This is a genomic window from Microbacterium sp. GbtcB4 (genome assembly GCF_019091465.1).
In the GTDB taxonomy this organism is placed as follows: Bacteria; Actinomycetota; Actinomycetes; order Actinomycetales; family Microbacteriaceae; genus Microbacterium; species Microbacterium paraoxydans.
On the sequence record NZ_JAGXJJ010000002.1, the window covers coordinates 146374 to 161445 of the forward strand.

The window sequence follows — 15072 nt, forward strand, 5'->3', positions numbered from 1 at the left end:
CCGGGCACGACTTCGGAGATCACGCACGACACGCCGCCGGACAGCCCGCTCCGGCGGCGTGTCGGGTCCGATCTCCGAGACTGTGCCCGGACACGACGGCGATACCCCGTACCCTCGTGCCATGCGCCGACCGTTCATGGACACTCCGGACCAGCTCGCGGGCCTCGACGGGCAGCAGTATCTCGTCCTCCGGCCGAAGGGGGCCGTCGCCGTGGAATACCGGGCGATCCAGGAGGCTGCGCTCGGTCGTCTGGACACACCGCTGCGGCATCCGCACACGGAGCACGTGACGCTTCGAGGCTTCTTCGAGCCGGAGCGTCGGGAGGAGCTGCGAGCCGTGATCCGCGCCTGGGCCACGGAACAGAGTCCTCTCGAGCTCACCGCCGACGCCGTGGACGTCTTCCCCGCGCCGTGGCAGATCGTGATCCTGCGCCTCGCCCGCACGCCCGCCCTCGTGCACGCATACGCCTCACTGACGGAGGTGCTCCGGCCGACGGACTTCCGTCGCCTCGACGAGCTCTCCGTCGAGGACTGGACCTTCCACCTCTCGGTGCTCTACGGCAAGACGCTGGATCCCGAGACATGGCAGCAGCTCGCCGCTACCCAGGTCCGTCCGCTCTCACCCGTCCCGACGGAGGTCGTCACCGAGGCCGAGTTCGTCTGGTACGAGGGCGGCGTCGAGCACGCCGAGGTCATCCCCCTCGGCGCCTGAGCCCTGCTCCGGCGGGCACGACTTCGGAGATGGCGGACGACACGCCGTGACCGAGCCCCGCCCGGCGGCGTGTCCCTCGCGACCTCCGAAGCTGTGCTCGGCGCCCTCAGCTCAGGCCGGAGTAGGCGTGCAGGCCCTTGAAGAAGACGTTGACGATGGTGAAGTTGAAGATCACGGCGGTGAAGCCGACGATCGAGAGCCAGGCCGAGGGGTTGCCGCGCCAGCCGCGCGTCGCCCTGGCGTGGATGTACCCGGCGTAGAGCACCCAGATCACGAAGGTCCAGGTCTCCTTCACGTCGAAGCCCCAGAAGCGGCTCCACGCGTAGTACGCCCAGATGGATCCGGCGATGAGCGTGAAGGTCCAGAGGATGAAGCCGATGATCGTGAACAGGTACGCCAGGCTCTCCAGCCGCTCCGCCGGCGGGAAGGTCCGCAGGAAGCCGGGGCCGGTCTTCGCCGCCCCCTCGCCGAGCAGCCGCTCGCGTCGCGCCTGCATGAGCTGGATCACCGAGAGCGCGAAGGCGAGGGCGAAGAACGCGGTCGCGAGCGAGGCGACGAACACGTGGATGATGAGCCACACGCTCTTCAGCGGGTCCATCAGCGGCGAGACCTCGACGTAGAAGTTCGTCGCGCCGAGGCCCAGGAGGACGACCACGAGGCCCGTGATGAAGGTGCCGAGGAAGCGCAGGTCGAGGCGGGTGAGCACCACGAGGTAGACGGCGATGATGAGCAGCGTCCCCACCATCGCGAACTCGTACAGGTTCGCCCAGGGCACCCGTCCCGCGGCGATACCGCGGGTGAGGGTCGCCGCGAGGTGGAACACGAAGCCGAGCACGGTGAGCGAGGTGCCGATGCGGGCCATGACGAACCGCTGCGGCGCCGCCGTCGGGGCTCCGGTCGCATCGAGCGGAGCGGAGACGGCACCACCGGAACGACCGGCGGCCACGAGCTCGCCCTCACGGACGGTGTGGGCGTCGGCGGTCGCCTGCGAGCGACGCGCGAGATCGAAGGCATAGGCCACGAAGGCCGCCGCGTAGATCGCGATCGCCGTCCAGAGCAGGACCGGCGAGATCACGTTGAGCTCGAGCATGGTGTCAGTCTACTTTCCGGGTGCCGGGGCCGCGGGGTCCGCGGCGGCGTCCGCGGCGTCCTCGTCGGCGTCTTCAGGGGTGCGGGCGATCGTGCCGCCCGCGGCGTCGAGCAGCCGGGCGTGACCGGCGCGGAGGTCGTCCACGGCGCGGGCGAGCGTGGGGTCCTCCCCTCGGGCCAGGGCCGCGTACTCGAGGTCGACGGCGCCCTCCGCCGCGGTGGCCTTCACCCACACGCGCCGACGCGGCACGAACAGGGCGAGCATGAGGCCGCCGAGCGCCAGCAGTGCGAACCCGAGCACGAACACCCCGGACTCGTCGCGGTGGATCTGCAGGGAGGCGAAGCGCTTGACGGACTCCGAGGAGTCGGTGGCGCCCTCCGGCGACTCGTCGTCGAAGGTGACCGAGCCCAGGCCGTTCGGCAGCTGCGCGGTCTCACCCGGTGACAGCTCGATCGACTCGACGTCGGTGCTGCGTCCGGTGAGCTTGGTCATGTCGGAGGTGTCGAGCACGTACACCGAGCGCGGCACGCCGTCGTTGATCCCGAGGTCGCCCGTGTACACGTCGAGCGTGAGTGTCGGGTTGGTGAGGTCGGGGTAGGCGGAGAAGAAGGCGCCCGTGTCGAGCACGCCGGTGGTCGGGTAGAAGAAGCCGACGAGGCCCACCTGCTCGGCCAGGCCGTCCGGCACCTTGAGCACGCCGAGCGAGGTCATGTTGTTGTCCTGCGGGAGGAACGGCGTGCTGTTATGGAACACCACGTTGCCCTCGGGGTCGCGCACGGTGACCGTCGGGGCGTACCCGTTGCCGAGCAGGAACACGTCGTCGTCGGCCACGCCCAGCGGCTCGTTGACCTTGACGGCGCCCTCGCGCTCCTCGCCGTTCTCCTGGATGGTCATGTTCGCGGAGAAGTTCCCGGCCTGGCCGGAGCCGGGCTCACCGAACGGCTGATACGTGACGTCGAAGGAGTCCAGCCGCATCGAGTACGGCGCGAAGGAGTCGTCGGCCACGAAGCGCCCGCGGTTCATGGAGTCGTAGTCGAGCAGCGTGTTCGCGAAGGTCTCCCCCTCGACGAGCACGCGCTGGCCCGTGTACGCGAAGCCGCCGCCGACGCCGATCGTCACGAGCACACCGACGAGGGCGAGGTGGAAGAGCAGGTTGCCCGTCTCCCGCCAGTAGCCGCGCTCGGCCGACACCGAGTACGTGTGCCCGCGGTCGTAGCGCTCCACGCGGTAGCCGAGTGCCTTGAGCTGCTTCGTGGCGACGTCGATCGAGGCGGCGGCCTCCGCGGCGGCGTCCCCCGTGCGCGTGCCGGAGTCGGCGACGGTGTCGCGGGTGACGGCGCGGTAGTCCTCCAGACGTCGCAGCCGCGCGGGCGTGCGCGGCGGGCGGGCCTGCAACGCCTTGGCGTGGTGCTTGATGCGCGGGATGACGCAGCCGACGAGCGAGGTGAACAGCAGCAGGTAGATCGCCGAGAACCAGGGCGACAGGTACACGTCGAAGAGCTTGAGCCCGTCGAGCACCGGGAACAGATCGGGGTTGTCGCGCTCCCACTGCGTCACGCCGTTCGGGTCGGCCATCCGCTGCGGGAAGATCGATCCGGGGATCGCCGCGATCGCCAGAACGAGCAGCAGGACGAGCGCCGTGCGCATCGAGGTGAGCTGACGCCACCCCCACCGCAGCCAGCCGACGAAGCCGAGCCGCGGCTGGGTGATGGTGTCGTCGCCGTCGACGTGGTCGGACGGGCGGAGCGGATCGCTGGAGTCGTTGGTCACGGCACTCTTGTTCTTCGTCATGGTCGTCTCGGAGCGGTCAGAGCGGGAGGATGACACTGCCGATCACCGCCGTCAGCCGCGACATGATGTCGGTCCACAGGCCGGTGACCATCAGGACACCGAGCAGGATCAGCAGCACGCCGCCCAGGATGTTCACGACCCGGATGTGGCGGCGCAGGAACCCGATGGCCTTGGTCGCCCAGCCGAATCCGAGCGCCACGAGCAGGAACGGGATGCCGAGGCCGAGGGAGTACGCGAGGCCGAGGAAGCCCGCACGGACGGGGTCGCCGGCGTTGAAGGAGAGCGCCAGGATGGCGGCGAGCGTGGGGCCCATGCAGGGCGCCCAGCCGATGCCGAGCGCGACGCCGAGGAGCGGGGCACCGACCATGCCGGCCTTTGAGTCGACATGGAAGCGGAGCTCCTTCTGCGCGAACCCGAAGAGCCCGAGGAAGACCAGGCCCATCGCGATGATGACGACGCCGAGGATGCGGGTGATGAGGTCGCCCCACTGGAGCAGGAACACGCCGGCGGTGCCGCCGAGCACCGTGTAGAGGATGAAGACCACGGTGAAGCCGAGGATGAACAGCAGCACGCCGAGGACGAGGCGGCTGCGCGTCGCCGTCTGCGTGGTACCGCCGCCGGTCGTCGAGGTGTTCCGCGGCGTGACGGCTCCCCCGAGGAAGCCGAGGTACCCCGGAACGAGCGGGAGCACGCACGGCGAGAGGAACGAGACGAGTCCGGCGAGCATCGCCACCGGGACCGCGATCCAGAGGGCTCCGGATCCGATGATCGCGTCGGGGTTCACGACGACCTCGCGGACATCAGGAGTCCTCCGCCAGCGCGTCCTTGACGAGCGTGGAGAGCACGGAGGTGCCGTCGATCGGACCGATGATCTTCGCGGCGACGCGGCCCTGCTTGTCGAGCACGAGCGTGGTGGGGGTGGCCGAGATCGGCACGACCTTCGCGAAGGCGAGCTTGGCCTGGGCGGTGTCCACGTCGATGAGGCTCGGGTAGGTGATCCCGAACTCGTCGGCGAACGCGACAGCCGTGTCCGCCTGGTCGCGCGTGTTGATGCCGATGAACTGCACGTCCGCGTCCTGGTGCTCCTGCCAGACGGCCTCCAGGTCAGGGGCCTCGACGCGGCACGGGGCGCAGCCGGCGTACCAGAAGTTCACGACCGCGACCTTCCCGGCGATGTCGGCGCTGTCGAAGTCCTCGCCGTGCTCGGTGACCCCGGCGAACTCGACCGGCTCGCCGCGTTCGGCGACGGGGATCTCGACGATCGCGCCGTCGGCCGCGACATAGCCGGTGTTCTCGCCGTTCAGGAACGACTCGCTCACGGCGTCGGGAGCGCAGGCGCTCAGACCGACGGCGAGCACCGCAGCGAGCGCGGCTCCGCCCAGGCGGCCGAGGGGCCGAAGACGGGAGGGGCGGCCGTTGCGGATCGGGTGAATCCTGGAAGCGCGGGACACGTCTCCGAGTTTACGCAGAGCTTCCTATGCATCGGCCGGGTACCCCCGGGGGGAGTCAGAAGCGCGCGAGCACGTCGTCCACCCCGGCGCGGAACCGCGGACAGGTCGCGATGTCGTGCGCCCGGCACCCCATGGCGTGCTCGGTCATCTCCCGCGATCGCCGCATCTCCTCCATCCGCCGGTCGAGGTCGTCGAGATGTTGCTGCAGCACCTGATGCCGCCCGGCGCTGCCGTCGTCGAGGAGCACGGCGATCTGGTCGAGGCTCATCCCGGCGGCCTTGCTGCGCTGGATGACGGCGATGCGCACGACCTCGTCCTCGCCGTACCGACGCCGGCCCGCCGGGTCGCGGGGCGGCCGGAGCAGTCCGACGGTCTCCCAGTGCCGCAGCACGTTCGTCGGCAGGTCGAACCGCGCGGCGACCTCGCCGACGGACCAGGGGTGCGGGTCGCTTGACTTCATGTTGACATGAAGTCACAGACTGGTGCCGAACGCAAGACGCGAGAAGGGAACCCCCATGTACGACGCGATCGTGATCGGTGCCGGCCCTGCCGGACTCCAGGCGGCGCTCACCCTCGGACGGATGCACCGGCCCGTGCTCCTGCTGGACTCCGGCGAGTACCGCAACGGCACCGTGCGACACATGCACAACATGATCGGCGCCGACGGGAAGGCCCCGGCGGACCTCCGCGCCGAGGCCCGCACGGAGCTCGCGGCCTATGCGGACGTCGAGACGCGGGACGTCGCGGCGCAGCGGATCTCGGGCGACGCGGAGACGGGCTTCTCGGTGAGCCTCGCCGACGGGTCGGTGGCCGACGCCCGACGGGTGATCCTGGCGACCGGCGTCGCGGACGACCTGCCGCCGGTGCCGGGTCTCGCCGAACTGTGGGGCGTCCGGGTCTTCAGCTGCCCGTTCTGCGACGGACACGAGCACGCCGGGAAGCCGATCGCGATCCTCGGGGCGGCTCCCCGGGCGGCCCATCTGATCGGGTTGCTCGGCCGTATCGTCGGCGAGATCACGTTGGTCCCGGTGGGCGAGCCATTCGCCGCGGAGGACCGTGTCGCGCTGGAGGAGCTCGGGGTACGGGTGGCCTCCGCTCCGGTCGAGGCTGTCGCCGCAGACGGAGACGGGGTGCGGGTGCGCAGCGCAGAGGGCGACCTCGACGTCGCGGGGGTGTTCGTGGCCTCCGGCACGATGCGGCACCGGGCGCCCTTCGCCATGGACCTCGGGCTCCGACTCCTGGAGTCGGGGTCCATCGAGATCGACGAGTTCGGACGGACGTCGCTTCCGGGGGTCTTCGCCGCGGGCGACCTCGCCCATCGCGCGACCCTCCCCGGCCCGATGGCCTCGGTCCTCCTCGCCGCCGCCGCGGGACAGCTCGCCGCGGTGGGGGTGCTCCAGTCCCTCTGACTTCGAATCGCCCGACCGGTCCCATCTCCGGGCCGGATGGGGCCATTCAGGCGATTCGAACGGGGATCAGACAGCCCCGACGTCGACAGCACCGCCGGTCGCGGCGGGCTCGGCGTACGAGACCTCGCGCCAGACGTCGCCCACGCGTGCGAACGAGGTCACACTCGACAGGGCGCAACGGCGGGTCCGCGGATCGTGCTGCAGCGGGAGGCCGGCCACGCGGAGGTGCGTGATCCAGATCGGCGCCTGATGCGACACCATCACGATGTCCCCCGCGGTCGGGATCTCGGCGGCGGCCGTCCACGCCTCGTCCATCACGCCGAGCATGCGCTCTGCGATCGAGGCGTACGGCTCCCCCCAGCTCGGCAGCGACGGCTGACGCAGGTGCCACCAGTTCATCGGGTTCATCAGCGACCGCCGCATCCGGGTGCCCTCGAACACGTTCGTCGGCTCGATCAGGCGGATGTCCGTCTCGGGCTCGAGGTCGAACACCTCCGCGAACGGGGCGGCCGACTCCTGCGCACGCTCCAGCGGCGACGCGAACAGCGCGGTCACCGGATCGCCGAGCCCCGCCACGTGCTCCGCCGCCGCCTGGGCCATCTCCTCCCCTGCGGTGCTGAGGTGATAATCGGGCAGCCGTCCGTAGAGCACGCGGGACGGGTTGTGCACCTCACCGTGGCGAACGAGGTGCAGAAGTGATGCCGCCACGTCAGACCTCGCGGTACCGGGAGTCGCCGAACCCGAGGATCAGATAGCCGATGTAGGGGAACAGGAACAGCAGGAAGAACGAGAACACCCCGCCCTTGCCGAAGCGCGCGCCGAGCTTGAACGCGACGATGACCCCGAGGACGAAGTTCGCGATCGGCACGAGGTAGAGCAGGGCGAACCAGCCCGACATCCCGGCGATCTTCACGAGGAACACGACGTTGACGATCGGGATGATCGCGAGGATGCCGGGGTACCCCGCCTTCGTGAAGACCTTCCACAGGCCGACCACGACGAGGATGTAGAAGATGAGGGCGATGAGTCCCGTCGTGCCGGAGAAGATCGCGCCGAACAGGTCGGGAAGGCCGTTGCCATCCGAGATGGAGAGGTGCATGGGGGTCCGCCTTTCGTCGTGGCGATCCTACTGAGGTGCCGCTGCTCCGCGCTGGCGACCCGGCCGGGAAGGGCCGGGACGCCCGCGTAGACTGGGCGGGTTCATCTTTCCCCGGATCAGGAGGAATCCTCCGTGCTGCGCACCCACTCCGCAGGCTCCCTGCGCGCCGAGAACATCGGTCAGACCGTCACCCTCACCGGGTGGGTCGATCGTCGTCGTGACCACGGAGGCGTCGCTTTCATCGATCTGCGGGACGGGTCGGGCATCGCCCAGGTCGTCATCCGCGACGAGGAGATCGCCCACCCGCTGCGCAACGAGTTCGTCCTCAAGGTCACCGGCGAGGTGTCGCGGCGCCCCGAGGGCAACGCGAACCCGAACCTCCCCTCCGGCGAGATCGAGGTCATCGCGGCCGACGTCGAGGTGCTGAACGAGTCGGCCCCGCTGCCGTTCCAGGTCTCGACCGCACTGGCCGACACCGAGACCGTCGGCGAGGAGGCGCGCCTGAAGTATCGCTACCTCGATCTCCGCCGCCCGGCCGCCGCCTCCGCGCTGCGCCTGCGGTCCGACGTCTACAAGGCGATCCGGGACGTGCTGCACGCCGAGGACTTCACCGAGGTCGAGACCCCGACCCTCACCCGTTCCACGCCGGAGGGCGCCCGCGACTTCGTCGTCCCGGCCCGTCTGCACCCGGGCAGCTGGTACGCCCTCCCCCAGTCCCCGCAGCTCTTCAAGCAGCTGCTGATGGTCGGCGGTGTCGAGAAGTACTTCCAGATCGCCCGCTGCTACCGCGACGAGGACTTCCGCGCCGACCGTCAGCCCGAGTTCACGCAGCTCGACATCGAAATGAGCTTCGTCGACCAGGAGGACGTGATCGCCCTCATGGAGTCGCTCATCGTGGCGATGTGGAAGACGATCGGCGTCGAGGTGCAGACCCCGCTGCCGCGGATGACGTACGCCGACGCCATGGCGAAGTACGGCTCCGACAAGCCCGACCTCCGCTTCGGACTCGAGCTCGTCGAGGCGACGGACTACTTCAAGGACACCCCGTTCCGCGTGTTCCAGGCCGAGTACGTCGGTGCGGTGCGCATGCCCGGCGGTGCCAGCCAGCCGCGCAAGCAGCTCGACGCCTGGCAGGACTGGGCCAAGCAGCGCGGCGCCCGTGGTCTCGCCTACGTGCTGTTCAACGAGGACGGCACCCTGGGCGGCCCCGCCGCGAAGAACCTGTCCGAGGCCGAGCAGGCGGGCCTGGCGGAGTTCGTCGGCGCCGAGCCGGGCGACTGCGTGTTCTTCGCCGCCGGTGCCACCAAGGAGAGCCGGGCGCTGCTCGGCGCCGCGCGGGTCGAGATCGGCCGTCGCCTCGGGTACCTGAACCCGGACGAGTTCGCCTTCACCTGGGTCGTCGACGCCCCCATGTTCGAGCCGGCCGCCGACGCGGTGGCCTCCGGTGACGTCGCGGTGGGCGCGGGTGCGTGGACGGCCGTGCACCACGCGTTCACGGGTCCGAAGCCCGAGTTCGAGGACACGTTCGACACCGACCCCGGCTCGGCCCTCGCCTACGCGTACGACATCGTGTGCAACGGCTCGGAGCTCGGCGGCGGGTCCATCCGCATCCACCGCGAGGACATCCAGAAGCGGGTCTTCGAGGTCATGGGCATCAGCGACGAGGTCGCGCAGGAGCAGTTCGGCTTCCTCCTCGACGCGTTCAAGTTCGGCGCTCCCCCGCACGGCGGCATCGCGCTGGGCATGGACCGCGTGCTCCAGCACCTGACGAAGACCGAGTCGATCCGCGACGTCATCGCCTTCCCGAAGTCCGGGAACGGTTTCGATCCCCTCACCTCCGCTCCCGCGCCGATCACCCCCGAGCAGCGCGCCGAGGCCGGTGTGGACTTCACCCCCGAGGACGAGGCCTGACCCGCCGAGACCCCGTCTTTCCGCCGAGACCCCGGGACGCTGCCGCCGGCAGCCCGGGGTCTCGTCGCGTACCCGGGGTCTCGGCGAAGAGAGGAAGAAGGGGAATCAGGCGAAGAGGGGGGCGAGGTTCTCGTTCCACACGTCGACGCCGAGCTTCGCGATGAGAGCCACCACGACGACGAGGAACACCACGCGGATGAACGTCGTGCCGCGGGAGATGGCCATCCGCGAGCCCAGGTAGCTGCCCCCGACGTTCGCGACCGCGAGGATGCCCCCGAGCAGCCACAGCACCGAGCCGTGCGGGATGAAGAGGAGCAGCGCCCCCGCGTTCGTCGCGAGATTCACGATCTTGGCCTTCGCGCTCGCCTGCAGGAAGTCGTAGCCCAGCAGCGCGACGAGGGTGATCACGAGGAAGGTGCCCGTCCCCGGACCGATCATCCCGTCGTAGAACCCGATGCCGAGCCCGGCGAGCCCCGCCATGATGTGGTGCTTGTGCCCGTGGAAGCGCAGCTGCGTCGCGGCCCCGAGCTGCGGCCGGAGCGCCGTGAACAGGGCCACCGCCAGCAGCGCGATCACGATGATGGGCTTGAAGGCGGCCGGGGGCAGCACCGTGGCGACCGCCGCGCCCCCGAACGAGCCGATCAACGCGATCACCGCCATCGGCAGGGCCGTACGGAGGTCGGGCTTGGCCCGGCGGTAGTAGGTGATGCTGCTGGTCGCGGTCCCGAACACGGAGGCGAGCTTGTTCGTCGCGAGCGCCTGGACCGGGGCGATGCCGGGGATGAGGAGGAGCGCCGGGAGCTGCAGCAGCCCTCCGCCGCCGACGACCGCGTCGATCCACCCGGCGCTGAACGCCGCCACGATGATGAGGATCAGCATCCCCCAGGTGAGCTGCTCGAGTCCGAGGAGGCTGCCGATATCCACTCCGCCATGATTCCAGACCCGCGGGCGCCGTCCCGCATCCTCCGCTGGCAGACTGGGCTCATGCTCGCCGCTCTCCCGCTTCCGCATCCGTTCGCGTCGAGGAGCGGGGACGCCGTGCTCCGGCGGGCGACCGAGGCCGATGCCGACGCCGTCATCGCGCTGCTCGCCGACGATCCGATCAGCGCCGCCCGCGGCGACGTGGCGTCCGACGAGGACCGTCCGGCGTACGAGCGCGGCCTCCGCGAGATCCTGGCCGATCCCTCCAACGACCTCCTCGTGGTCGAGCTCGACGGCGCGGTGGTCGGCACCCTTCAGCTCACGTCGATCCCGGGCATGGCACGCCGCGGCGCCCGGCGGCTGCTCGTCGAAGCGGTCCGGGTGCGCAGCGACCTGCGCTCGTCCGGCATCGGCTCCGCGGTCATGCGCTGGGTCGGCGACGCGGCGGCGCCCGCGCTCGGTGCGGCCATGGTGCAGCTCACCTCCGACGCCGCCCGCACCGACGCCCACCGGTTCTACGAGCGCCTCGGCTACGTGGGCTCGCACCGCGGCTTCAAGTACACCGTCCCGCAGCGGTGAATCCGCGGCGCATCGCCGCGCCACCCGCCCGACACCGACCGTTCACCCGCACCGCTCCGTGTGGCTACCTCGGACTCGTAGTGTCCTCTCGCAACCCGACACCGGCTCACAGCGCCGGACACCGAGAGGACACTCATGGCACGCTCCATCCGCCGCGCACGCATCGGCGCCGGCATCGCCCTGGCCACCGCGGCCGTCATCGCTCTGACCTCCTGCGCCTCCGCGACCGACACCCCGGCCGCCGGTGACGACGCCGTGGACGCGGCGAGCGCGACCTCCGTCGAGGACTTCGGCTCGTTCGCCGATCTGGAGGCGGCCGCGAAGGAGGAGGGTCAGCTCAATGTCATCGCCCTCCCTCGCGACTGGGCGAACTACGGCGAGATCCTCGACCTGTTCGCGGAGAAGTACCCCGAGATCACCATCAACGAGGCCTCGCCCGACGTCTCCAGCGCCGAGGAGATCCAGGCGGCCGAGACGAACAAGGGCCTCGACACCGCCCCCGACGTCTTCGACCTCGGCCTCACCGTCGCTCTGCAGAACACCGATGCCTTCGCTCCTTACAAGGTCCAGACCTGGGACGACATCCCCGAGGAGCTGAAGGAGCCCACCGGCCTCTTTGTCGGCGACTACGGCGGCTACATGTCGATCGGCTACGACTCCTCGAAGTTCGAGGCGCCGGCTGAGCTGTCCGACCTGCTCTCCGCCGACTACAAGGGTGCCGTGGCCATCAACGGCGACCCGACGCAGGCCGGCGCCGCCTTCGCCGCCGTGGGCCTGGCGACGGTGCAGTCGGACGGCACGCTCGACGACTTCCAGCCGGGCATCGACTTCTTCGCCGACCTGCAGAAGGCAGGGAACCTCCTCAAGGTCGACGTCACGACCGCGACCGTCGCCAGCGGCGAGACCCCCGTGGTCTTCGACTGGGACTACCTGAACGCGGCCCACACGGCCGACAACCCGGACTGGAAGGTCGTGGTCTTCGACGGCACCGGCTACGCGGGCTACTACAACCAGGCCATCAACGTCGACGCCCCGAACCCGGCCGCCGCGCGTCTGTGGCAGGAGTTCCTCTACAGCGACGAGGTGCAGAACCTGTGGCTGAAGGGCGGCGCCCGTCCGGTGCGCATGGAGGCGATGACCGAGGCCGGCACGATCGACGAGAAGCTCGCGGCCGCTCTCCCCGAGGCCCCGGAGGAGACCGTCGTGCCGACCGAGGAGCAGTCCGAGAACGCCGGCACGCTGCTCGGCGAGAAGTGGGCAGCGGCGGTCCAGTGACCACCGTCGTCGCACCGGGGGTGGACGCCGCGGCGTCCGCCCCCGGCACCGCCGCCGGACCCGCGTCGCACACGCGGGCCCGGCGGTCGGTGCCATCCGTGGCGTGGCTGGGGCTCGTACCGTTCGCCGCCTACGTGCTGCTCTTCCTCGCCGTGCCGACCGTGCTCGCGATCGGCTCCGGGTTCTTCGACGGCGACGGTGCTTTCACCTGGGCGAACGTCGCCGCCCTCGGCGACCCGGTCGTGCTGACGACCTTCGCGAACTCGGCGGGGCTGTCCCTGCTCACCGCGGCGGTCGGCGCCACCGTCGGCGCCCTGGTCTCCTATGCGTTGCTCGGCATGAACCCGGACGGCGTCGTGCGGCGATCCGTGGACGCGGCAGCCGGGGTCCTCGCGCAGTTCGGCGGCGTCATGCTCGCCTTCGCCTTCATCGCCATGATCGGCATCCAGGGCGTGGTCACCGTCCTCCTCCGCGACACGTTCGGCATCGATATCTTCGCCGAGGGGACCTGGCTGTACGAGCTGCCCGGCCTCATCCTCCCGTACATCTACTTCCAGGTGCCGCTCATGGTCATCACCTTCCTCCCCGCCCTCGCCGCCCTGAAGCCGCAGTGGGTCGAGGCGAACCTCACCCTCGGGGGCAGCAGGACGAGCTTCTGGCTGCGGGTCGGCCTCCCGGTGCTGGCGCCGTCGTTCCTCGCGAGCCTGCTGCTGCTCTTCGCGAACGCGTTCTCCTCCTACGCCACGGCCGCGGCGCTCGCGAGTCAGGGCTCGCAGATCGTCCCGCTGCAGATCCGCACGGCGCTCACGAGCGAGACCCTGCTCGGCCGGGAGAATCTCGCGGGCGCTCTCGCCCTCGGCATGATCGTCGTGGTCGGCGTCGTGATGGCGCTGTACTCGGTCATCCAGCGACGCGCCGCGCGGTGGCAGGCATGAACGGCCTCGCCCCGTCCCGCGCGACCCGTGCGGTGATCGGCATCGTGGTCGGCGCGTTCTTCGCTGTGCCTCTCGTGTCGACGTTCCTCTTCACGCTGCGCGGCACGGACGGCCTCTCCTTCGCGCACTGGGCCGCCCTCTTCGACCCCGCGGCGTCGGCGACCCTCAAGCCCATCTGGACGGGGCTCGGCAACTCGCTGATCCTCGCAGTGGTGACCGTGGCGATCGTGCTGTTCCTCCTGGCCCCCACGATGATCCTCGTGAACCTGCGCTTCCCCAGACTGAAGGCGGCCTTCGAGTTCGTCGCGCTCCTCCCGATCTCGATCCCCGCGATCGTCCTCGTGGTGGGCCTCGCGCCGATCTACCTGCAGATCGGTCGCACCGTCGGCACCGGCACCTGGACCCTCGCCTTCGCCTACGGCGTCACCGTCCTCCCCTTCGCGTTCCGCTCGATCCAGGCATCCATCGATGCCGCCGATCTGCGCACGCTGTCCGAGGCAGCACGCTCGCTCGGGGCGGGGTGGACGACGGTCGTGCTCCGTGTCCTCGCGCCGAACCTCCGACAGGGCCTGCTCGCCGCCGCGCTGATCTCCATCGCGGTGGTGCTCGGGGAGTTCACGATCGCGTCCCTCCTCAACCGGCAGGTCTTCCAGACGGCGATGGTCGTGGTGCAGAAGCAGGACCCGTTCGCGCCCGCGATCTTCACGCTGCTCGCCCTGCTGTTCGTCTTCCTCCTGCTCCTGCTCATCGGCCGCGTCGCCCGCGGTCCGCGAAAGGCCCGCTCATGACCCTCGATCACGCACTCCCGCGCACCAAGGACAACCTGCTGCTCGCCCAGGCCGGCGAGGGCACGCGGGTCGAGCTGCACGGCATCGTGAAGAGCTACGGCGGCACGAGGGTGCTGCACGGCGTCGACCTCGACATCGCTCCCGGGGAGTTCGTCTCGCTGCTCGGCCCGTCCGGCTGCGGGAAGACCACCCTGCTCCGCGTGCTCGCCGGACTCGAGGGCGCCGACGAGGGGACTGTCCTCCTCGGCGGCGGAGATGTCTCGCGGGTGCCGACCAACCGGCGCGACATCGGGATGGTGTTCCAGTCGTACTCGCTGTTCCCGCACCTCCGCGTCGTCGACAACACGGCCTTCGGGCTCCGTCGTCGGGGTGTCGGCAAGGGTGAGGCGGCGCGACGGGCCCTCGACGCGCTCGCCCTCGTGGGTCTGGCCGACCTGGCCGACCGTTTCCCGCATCAGCTCTCCGGCGGGCAGCAGCAGCGGGTGGCCCTGGCTCGCGCCCTCGTCACGGAGCCTCGGGTGCTGCTGCTCGACGAGCCGCTGTCGGCACTCGACGCGAAGGTGCGCGTGCAGCTCCGTGACGAGATCCGGCGCATTCAGCTGCGGCTCGGCATCACGACCGTGTTCGTCACGCACGATCAGGAGGAGGCCCTCGCGGTGTCCGACCGGATCGCGGTCATGAACGCGGGTCGCATCGAGCAGATCGGCTCCCCGGAAGAGCTGTACACGACTCCCGCGACCGCCGAGGTCGCCGCATTCGTGGGCCTCTCCAGCGTCGTGTCCGGCGTCGCGGACGGCGAGCACGTCGTCGTGTGGGGGCAGCGTCTCCCGTTGCAGACCCCCGCCGACGGCCCCGTCGACGTGTACCTCCGTCCGGAGAACGTCCGCTTCACCTCCGCGGAGGACGCCGCCACCGATGCGCTCGTGGAGGAGAGCACGTTCCTCGGCAGCATGCGGCGGACCCTCGTGCGCACGGAGTCGGGTGAGCTCGTCCGCGTGCAGCACGATCCCGCCGTGCACCCGTCGTTCGGCGACCGCGTCCGCATCGCGGTGGCCCCCGCCCCGGTGGTCGCGCGTCCCCGCGGCTGACCCGTGGCCCCCGGTTCACGTCG

At 70.4% G+C, this 15072-nt stretch carries 16 protein-coding genes; 8 read left to right on the forward strand and 8 right to left on the reverse strand.

Annotation, left to right across the window (positions count from 1 at the left end):
• Positions 1-121 precede the first annotated feature (121 nt).
• Positions 122-712, forward strand: coding sequence for a 2'-5' RNA ligase family protein (locus KVS71_RS04535; RefSeq protein WP_254635465.1), 591 nt, complete (start codon positions 122-124; stop codon positions 710-712).
• Between the two features lie 106 nt (positions 713-818).
• Here KVS71_RS04535 and ccsB read toward each other — a convergent pair whose 3' ends face one another.
• The 5 genes from ccsB to KVS71_RS04560 are packed head-to-tail and all read right to left on the reverse strand — an operon-like array spanning position 819 to position 5504.
• Positions 819-1802, reverse strand: a complete 984-nt coding sequence (gene ccsB, locus KVS71_RS04540; RefSeq protein ID WP_105949304.1) for a c-type cytochrome biogenesis protein CcsB — start codon at positions 1800-1802, stop codon at positions 819-821.
• 9 nt (positions 1803-1811) lie between these two features.
• Entirely contained in the window at positions 1812-3593 is a 1782-nt protein-coding gene (locus KVS71_RS04545) for a cytochrome c biogenesis protein ResB (RefSeq protein ID WP_144880672.1), read from the reverse strand.
• Between the two features lie 16 nt (positions 3594-3609).
• Positions 3610-4377 carry a cytochrome c biogenesis CcdA family protein gene (locus KVS71_RS04550; protein WP_060921716.1) on the reverse strand — a complete coding sequence of 256 codons (768 nt, stop codon included), beginning with the start codon at positions 4375-4377 and terminating at the stop codon, positions 3610-3612.
• A gap of 16 nt (positions 4378-4393) precedes the next feature.
• A complete protein-coding gene (locus KVS71_RS04555) occupies positions 4394-5044 on the reverse strand; it encodes a TlpA disulfide reductase family protein (protein ID WP_082749996.1) in 651 nt (216 codons plus the stop codon).
• Positions 5045-5099: 55 nt separating this feature from the next.
• Positions 5100-5504, reverse strand: coding sequence for a MerR family transcriptional regulator (locus KVS71_RS04560; protein ID WP_060921714.1), 405 nt, complete (start codon positions 5502-5504; stop codon positions 5100-5102).
• 55 nt (positions 5505-5559) lie between these two features.
• On the opposite strand from KVS71_RS04560, the gene KVS71_RS04565 reads away from it, so the two are divergent.
• Positions 5560-6453: an NAD(P)/FAD-dependent oxidoreductase gene (locus KVS71_RS04565; RefSeq protein ID WP_217584017.1), complete on the forward strand. Its 894-nt coding sequence runs from the start codon at positions 5560-5562 to the stop codon at positions 6451-6453.
• A 66-nt stretch (positions 6454-6519) separates the two neighbouring features.
• On the opposite strand, the gene KVS71_RS04570 is transcribed toward KVS71_RS04565, so the two are convergent.
• Positions 6520-7161 carry a histidine phosphatase family protein gene (locus KVS71_RS04570; protein ID WP_025104448.1) on the reverse strand — a complete coding sequence of 214 codons (642 nt, stop codon included), beginning with the start codon at positions 7159-7161 and terminating at the stop codon, positions 6520-6522.
• Between the two features lies 1 nt (position 7162).
• A complete protein-coding gene (locus KVS71_RS04575; RefSeq protein ID WP_217584019.1) occupies positions 7163-7552 on the reverse strand; it encodes a DUF5684 domain-containing protein in 390 nt (129 codons plus the stop codon).
• 132 nt (positions 7553-7684) lie between these two features.
• Here KVS71_RS04575 and aspS point away from each other — a divergent pair, with 132 nt between their 5' ends.
• Entirely contained in the window at positions 7685-9463 is a 1779-nt protein-coding gene (gene aspS / locus KVS71_RS04580; RefSeq protein ID WP_217584021.1) for an aspartate--tRNA ligase, read from the forward strand.
• Positions 9464-9568: 105 nt separating this feature from the next.
• Here aspS and KVS71_RS04585 read toward each other — a convergent pair whose 3' ends face one another.
• A complete protein-coding gene (locus tag KVS71_RS04585) occupies positions 9569-10342 on the reverse strand; it encodes a TSUP family transporter (RefSeq protein WP_060921721.1) in 774 nt (257 codons plus the stop codon).
• 105 nt (positions 10343-10447) lie between these two features.
• On the opposite strand from KVS71_RS04585, the gene KVS71_RS04590 reads away from it, so the two are divergent.
• The 5 genes from KVS71_RS04590 to KVS71_RS04610 all read left to right on the forward strand — a co-directional run bounded on the left by KVS71_RS04590 (position 10448) and on the right by KVS71_RS04610 (position 15049).
• A complete protein-coding gene (locus tag KVS71_RS04590) occupies positions 10448-10963 on the forward strand; it encodes a GNAT family N-acetyltransferase (protein ID WP_144880668.1) in 516 nt (171 codons plus the stop codon).
• 135 nt (positions 10964-11098) lie between these two features.
• Complete coding sequence (locus tag KVS71_RS04595) at positions 11099-12238, forward strand: ABC transporter substrate-binding protein (RefSeq protein WP_217584023.1); 1140 nt, start codon at positions 11099-11101, stop codon at positions 12236-12238.
• A gap of 89 nt (positions 12239-12327) precedes the next feature.
• The gene (locus KVS71_RS04600) at positions 12328-13173 is read left to right on the forward strand and encodes an ABC transporter permease (protein ID WP_368874559.1); all 846 of its coding nucleotides are present in this window, start codon (positions 12328-12330) and stop codon (positions 13171-13173) included.
• Complete coding sequence (locus KVS71_RS04605) at positions 13170-13961, forward strand: ABC transporter permease subunit (protein WP_217584027.1); 792 nt, start codon at positions 13170-13172, stop codon at positions 13959-13961. The genes KVS71_RS04600 and KVS71_RS04605 overlap by 4 nt, the downstream gene beginning before the upstream one ends.
• Positions 13958-15049: an ABC transporter ATP-binding protein gene (locus KVS71_RS04610; protein WP_217584029.1), complete on the forward strand. Its 1092-nt coding sequence runs from the start codon at positions 13958-13960 to the stop codon at positions 15047-15049. The genes KVS71_RS04605 and KVS71_RS04610 overlap by 4 nt, the downstream gene beginning before the upstream one ends.
• Positions 15050-15072: the final 23 nt, after the last annotated feature.